Raw genomic sequence first — 8,355 nt, forward strand, 5'->3', positions numbered from 1 at the left:
CGCTTGCCGCAGCCTCGAGTTTCGCATGCGCGACCGCAACATATAAATCTTGATTGCGCCGCCAGTCTTCTTCCAAGCGAGTTTCGCTCGCTGGCCTATGCTTTCATGGTTCATACATTTCCGTCGAGGGGAGCATCATGAGCGCAAGCGAGGCAAAGAAGGGCGCAGGTGCCCTGGAGCCGAGCCATCCTGCGGGGTCTGTGCTGGACGCCGGCGACTACAAGGCGGGCGACGACGCTGTCGAGCGCTTCCGCGAGCTGCTGCGCATCCCCACGGTGTCGCGCGACGACAAGTCCCTTCGCGACGACGAGCCTTTCCGCCGCTGGGCGCCTACCCTGCGCAGGCTCTTTCCGCGCTTCTTTGAGGTGACCGAGCTCACGACCATCGACGACTTCGGCATGCTTCTGCGCTGGCCGGGCGCTGACCCCTCGCTTGACCCTGTGGTCATGATGGCCCACCAAGACGTCGTCCCCGTCGAGGGCCAGCGGTGGGAGCACGACCCCTTCGGCGCCGAGATCGTCGACGGCGAGATCTGGGCCCGCGGCACGCTCGACACCAAGTGCATCGCCGCCGCGTTCTTCGAGGCGGCCGAGCACCTCGTCGGCCAGGGCTACGTGCCCCCGCGCGACGTCTGGTTCTTCTCCAGCGACGGCGAGGAGGTCGCGGCGCCCACCTGCGCGCATGCCGTCGAGTGGTTCCGCGCCCACGGCATCCATCCGTACATGGTGCTCGACGAGGGCGGTGCCGTGGCGGCCGACGCGCCCCTGGGGGTCGATGTGCCCGTGGCCATGGTCGGCGTTTCCGAGAAGGGCCACGTGGACCTCACCGTCACGGCGTACGCCGACGGCGGCCACGCCTCAACGCCTTCCGCTAACGACGCCTGCCGCCTGCTGTGCCGCGTGTGCGAGCACATCTCGGCGAACCCCGGCAAACCTGTGCTCACGCCCGTCGTCGAGGCGACGCTGGCAGAGCTTGGCGCCCATAGCTCCGACCTTTACCGCGCGGTCTTCGGCAACCTCTGGCTCACCCGCCCGGCGGTGACCAAGATCATGGCCGCCAGCCCCGAGACCGCGGCGATGCTGCGCACGACCTACGCCCTCACCCAGATGGAGGGCTCGCCCGCCCATAACGTCCTGCCGCCCGTCGCGCGTGCCAACTTCAACGTGCGCGTCGCGCCCTTCGAGTCCATCGCCGACGCCGTCGATCGTGCCCGCAAGCTCGCCGCCCAGCAGTGCCAGGCGTCGGGTCTCACGCCCGACCACGTGACGGTCGAGATCGACGAGAGCATCCCGTACATGGAGCCGGCACCCATCAGCCCCTACGAGGATGACGCCGCCTTCGACTACATCCACCGCTGCGTCTCCGGCGTCTACCCCGAGGCCGGCTTCGCCCCGTACGTGCAGAACTCCTGCACCGACTCGCACGAGTTCAATGCCATCTGCGAGCGCGTCTACCGCTTCTGCGGCTTCATCTACTCGGCCGAGGCCCGCGGACTTCTGCACGCCGCCAACGAGCGCATCGGCGTGGACGTGTACAAGCGCGGCATCGAGTTCTACGTCGCCTTCCTCGCCAACCTCGCCCGGATGTAGCCGAACTGGAGGGCCGACCTGCAAAGAAGGGCGGCCCTTCTTTTCTGCTTTTGAACGCTAGGAGAACCGTATGGCACAACTCAACCTCAAACGCGCGGCCAAGCTCGATATCAGGGCCGTCGCCTTGGCTTCGCTGCCCTTCATGGGCATGATCAGTTTCTGGCAGGTCTACGACGGCATCGTGCCAAAGATGCTCACCAACACCTTCGGGCTGTCGAACTCACTCACCGGCGCCATCATGGCCGTCGACAACGTCTTCGGTCTCTTTCTGCTCCCGGTCTTCGGCGTCCTGTCCGACCGATGCGCCTCCAAACTCGGCCGCCGCACGCCCTTCATCCTGGGCGGCTCGGCAGTGGCGGCACTTGCGGTACCCCTCATCGCCATCGCCAACAACATGGGAAGCCTGCCGCTGCTCATCTGCTCAATCATCTTGACGCTCCTTGCCATCTGCGCCTATCGCACCATGACGGTGGCGGTCGTGGCCGACATCACGCCACGCCCGCTTCGTACCAAGGCGAACTCCATCCAAAAGGTCGTGGGCTATGCGGGCACCGGTCTTATGCTCGTGGCCATCTCGGTCATGGTTCCCAAGGTCGAGCGTCCCGACTACCTGCCGCTGTTCATCCTGCAGGGCGTGTTCATCCTGGCGGCTGCCGTCGTTTACGGCCTCTTTGTTCGCGAGCCCGGGCTCGTGCAGAAGATGCGTGAGAAGTCCCTCGAGATGGGCATCGACGAGGACGAGATCGATAAGGACGACTCGCCGGAGGCGGGTGGCAAAGAGAAGGTTACCGATCGGTCCCTGCAGCGCTCTATCGCAATGCTGCTGTCCGCGACCTTCTTTTACTACATGAGCTACAACGCCATGACCACCAACATCAGCCGCTACGCGGACATGTTCTTCGGGTTGGCGGGAGGCTCCTTTGCCATCATCAACATGGTGACCATCGTGGGCGCGCTTGCCAGCTACGTTCCTTTGGCCAACCTCTCGCTCAAGATCGGCCGAAAAAAGGTCGCCCTCATCACCTCGATCATCATGACCGTGTGCCCGGTCTTCATCTGGTTCGCTCCGGGCTTCTCGCCTGCGCTCTACGTCGTGTTTCTCCTGATGGGCGTGGCGCTGGGCGGCGTCGACCTGTGCGTCTTCACCATGATCTTGGAGTGCTGCAGCTCCAAGTCAGTGGGGCGCTACGCCGGCTACTATTACACCGTGAGCATGGCTGCCCAAGTGGCAACCCCGATCCTGTCCGGCGTGGTCATGGACCTTAAGCCGACGATGCTCTTTGGCTACATTGCGCTCATGGGCGCTCTCATGTCGCTCTCGGTCGCGGGCGCCAAGCACGGCGACGCCATTCTCATCGACGAGGTCGCCCGCCGGGAAGAGGCTAACGAGTAGGGGAGCGGCCAACCTTTGAACCTTCGAACAACCCTGCCAACAGAAATACTGCCGGTGCAAGGTAGCGTGAGATGAATAGAAGAGGCCTGCTCAGCTCTGCCGATTGGAGACAGGCAACAAAAGCTGCGAGGATATAAAAAGAGAAGCAGCAGGAACGAAGTGCCAGTAGTGTGCGGCTGGTACCTGATGGGACAATGGAAGTACTGGTGCCAATTAACAGGCCGAGCGAATAAGACCCGATTGGTATCGCAAGAATGTAAAGTACGAAAGTGAAAAAGGATGAGTACGTTTTAAGTTCGGCAAGTCGAAGGAAACGCGCATAGATAAAAACATAAGCGCAGCAAATGCCGAGTAAGACTGCACCCAAAATGCGGAATACGCGTCTATTCATATGCTCGTCTCAACTCCTCGTTCGAGGGGCATCAATGGCTGTGGTGTTTATACCCACATAGGGGGTACATCGCGCAATTATCTGCGGTATTTCGATCGCCCTTTCTTATGTGCTATCATTCACCCTTAGGCAACGACGGAGAGGTTCGCGCGTCGCGTCGCCAGCGGACAGAGATGGGGCCCACCGGCTGAGAGGCCCCTCCAAGGCTGACGCTCGAAGTTCACTCCACCAGCCGCGACCTTAACGGCATGGCCAGAAGGCCCATCCTTCTTGCCGTTCCAAGTAGGGAAGCCGTCGGCCCCACGGCACGGGGCAAACGAGTGGACGCCCGCGAGAGAAAACGCGAGCGTCAATCAAGGTGGTACCGCGGTAATTCTTGCCGTCCTTGGACATGCGTCCGAGGACGGTTTTTGTTTGGAAAGGGGAACACGCAATGTCGATGTCCGAAGACCTCAAGTCGATTGAGGCTCAAGTCAAGGAGGGGCTGGCCAAGGCCGAGACCATGGACGCCCTCGAGTCCCTGCGCGTGGGCGTGCTCGGCCGCAAGGGCAGCCTGACGGCCATCATGCACACCATGGGCAAGGTCCCGCCCGAAGAGCGCCCGGCCATGGGCCAGCTCGCCAACACCGTCCGCGCCAACGTCGACATGGCCATCAAGGAGCGCAAGAACGAGCTCAGCCGCGCCCTCATGGCAAAGAAGATGGAGGCCGACGCCGCCGACGTCACGCTGCCCGGCCGTCAGCTCTCGCTCGGCACCCAGCACCTCATCTCTCAGATCCGCGAGGAGATCGAGGACATCTTCGTCGGCCTCGGCTACACCGTCGAGGACGGTCCCTACATCGAGACCACCTACTACAACTTTACCGCGCTGAACGCCCCTGAGGATCACCCCAGCCGCTCGGCCAAGGACACCTTCTACGTGGTCGACAACGCCCCCGAGGGCAAGGAGGTGCACGTCCAGGGCGAGTCCGACGTCCTGCTGCGCACCCAGACCTCCGGCGTCCAGGCCCACGTCATGGAGGCCAAGGAGCCCCCGATCTACATGATCTGCCCGGGCACGGTCTTCCGCCCCGACACCGCCGACGCCAACCACCTGCCGCAGTTCACGCAGGTCGAGGGCCTCGTCGTCGACGAGGGCATCACCTTCGGCGACCTTAAGGGCACCCTCGACTACTTCACCCGCGAGATCTTCGGCAAGGACCGCGCCACCCGCTACCGCCCGCACTTCTTCCCGTTCACCGAGCCCTCCTGCGAGGTCGACGTCTCGTGCGGCGTCTGCCACGGCAAGGGCTGCCGCTTCTGCAAGAACACCGGCTGGCTCGAGATCCTGGGCTGCGGCATGGTCGACCCCAACGTCTTCCGCAACTGCGGCATCGATGCCGAGAAGTACACCGGCTTCGCCTTCGGCATCGGCGTCGAGCGCGTGGCGGCCCTTCGCTACGACCTACCCGACCTGCGCATGCTCATGACCGGCGACATGCGTTTCCTCAAGCAATTCTAGGAAGGACCTCCTCTTATGCGTATCTCTTACGAGTGGCTCAAGACCATGGTCGACGTGCCGGAGGACCCCTCCAAGCTCGTCGACGAGTTCGTCCGCACGGGCACCGAGGTCGAGGCCGTCGAGCGCGTCGGCGCCGACCTCGACCACGTCGTGACCGCCCAGGTCGTCAGCAAAAAGCCGCACCCCGACTCCGACCACATGTTCGTCTGCCTCGTCGACGTGGGCGAGAAGAACCTCGGCGCCGACGGCAAGCCCGAGCCGCTGCAGATCGTCTGCGGCGCCCAGAACTTCAACGAGGGCGACCACATCGTCACCGCCATGATCGGCGCTGTGCTCCCCGGCGACGTGAAGATCAAGAAGTCCAAGCTCCGCGGCGTCGTCTCGATGGGCATGAACTGCTCCGAGCGCGAGCTCGGCCTGGGCAACGACCACGACGGCATCATGATCCTGCCGCCCGACGCGCCGGTGGGCATGGACTTCACCGATTACCGCGGCATGTCCGACACCGTGATCGACTGCGAGATCACCCCCAACCGCCCCGACTGCCTCAGCATGTGCGGCATGGCCGTCGAGGTCGCCGCGATGCTCGACGAGGACACCCACATCGAGCTGCCCCGCGTGCAGAGCGAGTGCGGCCCCGACGCCCACGACCTCGTCGACGTCGCGATCGACGACCCCGAGCTCTGCCAGCGCTACACCGCGCGCGTGGTCCGCAACGTGAAGATCGGCCCTTCGCCGGAGTGGCTCGCCCGTCGCGTCATCGCCGCGGGCAGCCGCCCCATCAACAACGTGGTCGACGTCACCAACTACGTCATGTACCTCACCGGCCAGCCGCTCCACGCCTTCGACCTCGGCAAGCTGACCGAGCGCGACGGTAAGCGCCACATCGTGGTCCGCGCCGCGGCCGACGGCGAGCAGCTCGAGACCCTCGACGGCGTCGAGCGCACGCTCACGCCGGACATGGCCGTGATCACCGACGACGGCAAGACCCCGGTCGCGCTGGCAGGCGTCATGGGCGGCATGAACTCCGAGATCGACGAGCACACGACCGACGTCCTGCTCGAGTCCGCGACCTTCTCGTCCGGCCACGTCTCCCGCACGAGTCGCAACCTCGACCTCATGAGCGAGGCTTCCATCCGCTACGAGCGCCAGGTCGACGGCGCCAACTGTGCGAACGTCGCCGAGATCGCCGCCGCCCTGTTCGAGCAGTGCTGCGGCGCCGAGGTCTGTCCGGGCACCGTGGACGTCTACCCCATGGTTGTCCCCGCCCCCGTCATCGACTTCCGCCCCGATCGCGCCCGCATGCTCTGCGGCGCCGACGTGCCCGACGACTTCATGGTCCAGCGCCTTTCTCGCCTGGGCTGCAAGGTCGAGCCCGCGGCCGACGGTCACCTCACGGTGACCGCGCCGACCAACCGCCCCGACCTCACCCGTGAGGTCGACCTCATCGAGGAGGTCTGCCGCCTGTGGGGCGAGGGCGACATCACGCCGACCCTCCCCGCGGCAAAGAACCACGCCGGCGGCCTCACCGTCGACCAGCGCCGCGTCCGCCTCATCGGCCAGACGCTTCGCGCCTGCGGCCTCTCCGAGACGAGCACCTACTGCTTCGCCGACCCGTCCGACCTCGTCAAGCTCGGCATTACCGACGAGGGCCGCGGCATCCCCGTGAAGATCATCAACCCGCTCGTCGCCGACCAGTCGCAGATGCGCCAGTCCATGCTCCCCGGCCTTTTGCGCTCCGTGGCCTACAACCTCGACCACGGCGTGCCCAACGTCGCGCTCTACGAGATCGGCCGCGTCTTCTACGGCCACGAGGGCAAGTCCCAGCCCGATGAGCCGAGCTTCGTCGCGGGCGTCCTCGCCGGCAAGCGCGCCGACGACGCCTGGAACCAGAAGTACGCTGAGTACGACTTCTTCGACGCCAAGGGCTCGGTCGAGGCGTTCCTCGATGCCCTTCGCCTGACCAAGGTCCGCTTCAAGGTCGCGGACCCCGAGCAGTACCCCTGGCTGCAGCCCGGCCGCGCTGCCGAGGTCCTCTCTCAGGGCCAGGTCATCGGCTGGGTCGGCAACATCCACCCCGCCAGCCTCCAGAAGATCGGCGTCGACGAGCCGGTCGTCGCCTTCGAGCTCTCCGTCGAGCACCTGCTGCGCCTGGCAAAGAAGGAGCTTCCCTATGTCGACGTGCCCACGCTCCCCGGCGTCACGCACGACCTCGCCATCGTGGTCGACGAGTCCGTCACCTATGAGCAGCTCGTCCAGCGCATCACGAGCGCCGGCGGCAAGCTGCTGGCCGATGTCCGCCTCTTCGACGTCTACCGCGACCCGGTCCGCGTCGGCAAGGGCAAGAAGTCCATGGCCTTCTCGCTGACCTACCGCGCGGCCGACCGCACCCTCACCTCCGAGGAGGTCGAGAAGGCCCACGAGAAGCTCGTGAAGAAGGTCCTTCGCGCCACCGGCGGCGAGGTCCGCTCCTAAACGGTGCTCGGGCGCGCCGCGGGACGTGCGGGCGCGCTCGATCTGGTTTTCATGCTCGCGATATTTCGGCCGGGTACCCGTTGGGTGCCCGGCCGCTTTGTTGCGCCACAATGGACTCGTCATCAATAGAGAGGAAGGCCCATGCCCAGCTGGAACATCCATACCGCGCACGTTGAGTGCCTGCTCGCGGAGGAAGGGGCGGACGCCTTAGGCATCCGCGACGTCGACGCTTTCCTGCTGGGCAACCTCGCGCCCGACATCTACGTGGGCTACATGGTCCCGAACGCGACGACGCGGATCGACTATAAGCTCACGCACCTCACGCTGCGAAACCACATCCCGGTCCCGCGCTGCGACGAGTTCTGGGACTTCTACTGCGTGAACCCCAAGGGCTACGGTGCCTCAGAGGTCACCGACCTGGTAAGAGGCGCTTGGTGCCACCTCGTCTGCGATCACGTGTACAACGCGCATACCCGGGCATGGCTGCAGCGCATCGGCGTGAAGCCGGGGGAGGAGGCGCGCATCGGAAAGCAGGCCGACTTCGCCGACTTCGGCCGCACGCTCGACATATCGCTCGTGCCGGAGGTGACCGACGCGGTACTCGGGCAGTGCGAGGCGTTCCCGCAATATCGGATCGCGGGGGAGGACGCGCGCGCGGCGGCTAAGGTGGCCGCGGGAATCGTCGAGCAGAACCGCGTCAACCATATAGAGGGGGCGCCCAAGTATCGGTTGCTTACGGCGGAGTTCTTCGAGACGGCACGAGCCGAGGCGCACATGACCATGGTCGAAGGGTTACGTAGACTTGCTTGCGCCCCCTGTTAATAAGCGGGCGGCGAATGGTGGCAAGGATGGTGCGAGCGGTCAAACTCAAGCGCTAAGACGCATTAAATATGGAGGAAATGTGAATGCAAGAAATACCGTAGACACACCCTCGCAATGAGCGTAAATTACTTCCTCGCGCAGCAACGCCACGAACTGCGAAAGAGCAGCTCAGGGCGGCCGCGCG

Annotated in this window: 5 protein-coding genes; all 5 read left to right on the forward strand. The window is 64.7% G+C overall.

Annotated elements, in window-relative coordinates:
- The first annotated feature begins 137 nt into the window (after window positions 1–137).
- The 5 genes from ACT84W_RS05915 to ACT84W_RS05935 all read left to right on the forward strand — a co-directional run bounded on the left by ACT84W_RS05915 (window position 138) and on the right by ACT84W_RS05935 (window position 8,171).
- Window positions 138–1,589, forward strand: coding sequence for a M20/M25/M40 family metallo-hydrolase (locus ACT84W_RS05915; protein WP_444328551.1), 1,452 nt, complete (start codon window positions 138–140; stop codon window positions 1,587–1,589).
- Between the two features lie 70 nt (window positions 1,590–1,659).
- Window positions 1,660–2,982 (forward strand): MFS transporter, encoded by a 1,323-nt coding sequence (locus ACT84W_RS05920; RefSeq protein WP_444328552.1) that lies wholly within the window; start codon window positions 1,660–1,662, stop codon window positions 2,980–2,982.
- Between the two features lie 824 nt (window positions 2,983–3,806).
- Entirely contained in the window at window positions 3,807–4,874 is a 1,068-nt protein-coding gene (gene pheS / locus ACT84W_RS05925) for a phenylalanine--tRNA ligase subunit alpha (RefSeq protein ID WP_444328553.1), read from the forward strand.
- Window positions 4,875–4,889: 15 nt separating this feature from the next.
- Window positions 4,890–7,349, forward strand: coding sequence for a phenylalanine--tRNA ligase subunit beta (pheT, locus tag ACT84W_RS05930; RefSeq protein WP_444328554.1), 2,460 nt, complete (start codon window positions 4,890–4,892; stop codon window positions 7,347–7,349).
- Window positions 7,350–7,490: 141 nt separating this feature from the next.
- Window positions 7,491–8,171 carry a hypothetical protein gene (locus ACT84W_RS05935; protein WP_444328555.1) on the forward strand — a complete coding sequence of 227 codons (681 nt, stop codon included), beginning with the start codon at window positions 7,491–7,493 and terminating at the stop codon, window positions 8,169–8,171.
- Window positions 8,172–8,355 lie beyond the last annotated feature (184 nt).

Origin of the sequence: Paratractidigestivibacter sp., from assembly GCF_052362415.1 — a bacterium.
Taxonomy (GTDB): domain Bacteria; phylum Actinomycetota; class Coriobacteriia; order Coriobacteriales; family Atopobiaceae; genus Paratractidigestivibacter.

What these genes read in the sequence shown, in the direction of transcription:
- ACT84W_RS05915 (WP_444328551.1), top strand. Translation starts at nt 138, where the DNA reads ATGAGCGCAAGCGAGGCAAAGAAGGGCGCAGGTGCCCTGGAGCCGAGC.
- ACT84W_RS05920 (WP_444328552.1), top strand. Translation starts at nt 1,660, where the DNA reads ATGGCACAACTCAACCTCAAACGCGCGGCCAAGCTCGATATCAGGGCC.
- pheS (WP_444328553.1), top strand. Translation starts at nt 3,807, where the DNA reads ATGTCGATGTCCGAAGACCTCAAGTCGATTGAGGCTCAAGTCAAGGAG.
- pheT (WP_444328554.1), top strand. Translation starts at nt 4,890, where the DNA reads ATGCGTATCTCTTACGAGTGGCTCAAGACCATGGTCGACGTGCCGGAG.
- ACT84W_RS05935 (WP_444328555.1), top strand. Translation starts at nt 7,491, where the DNA reads ATGCCCAGCTGGAACATCCATACCGCGCACGTTGAGTGCCTGCTCGCG.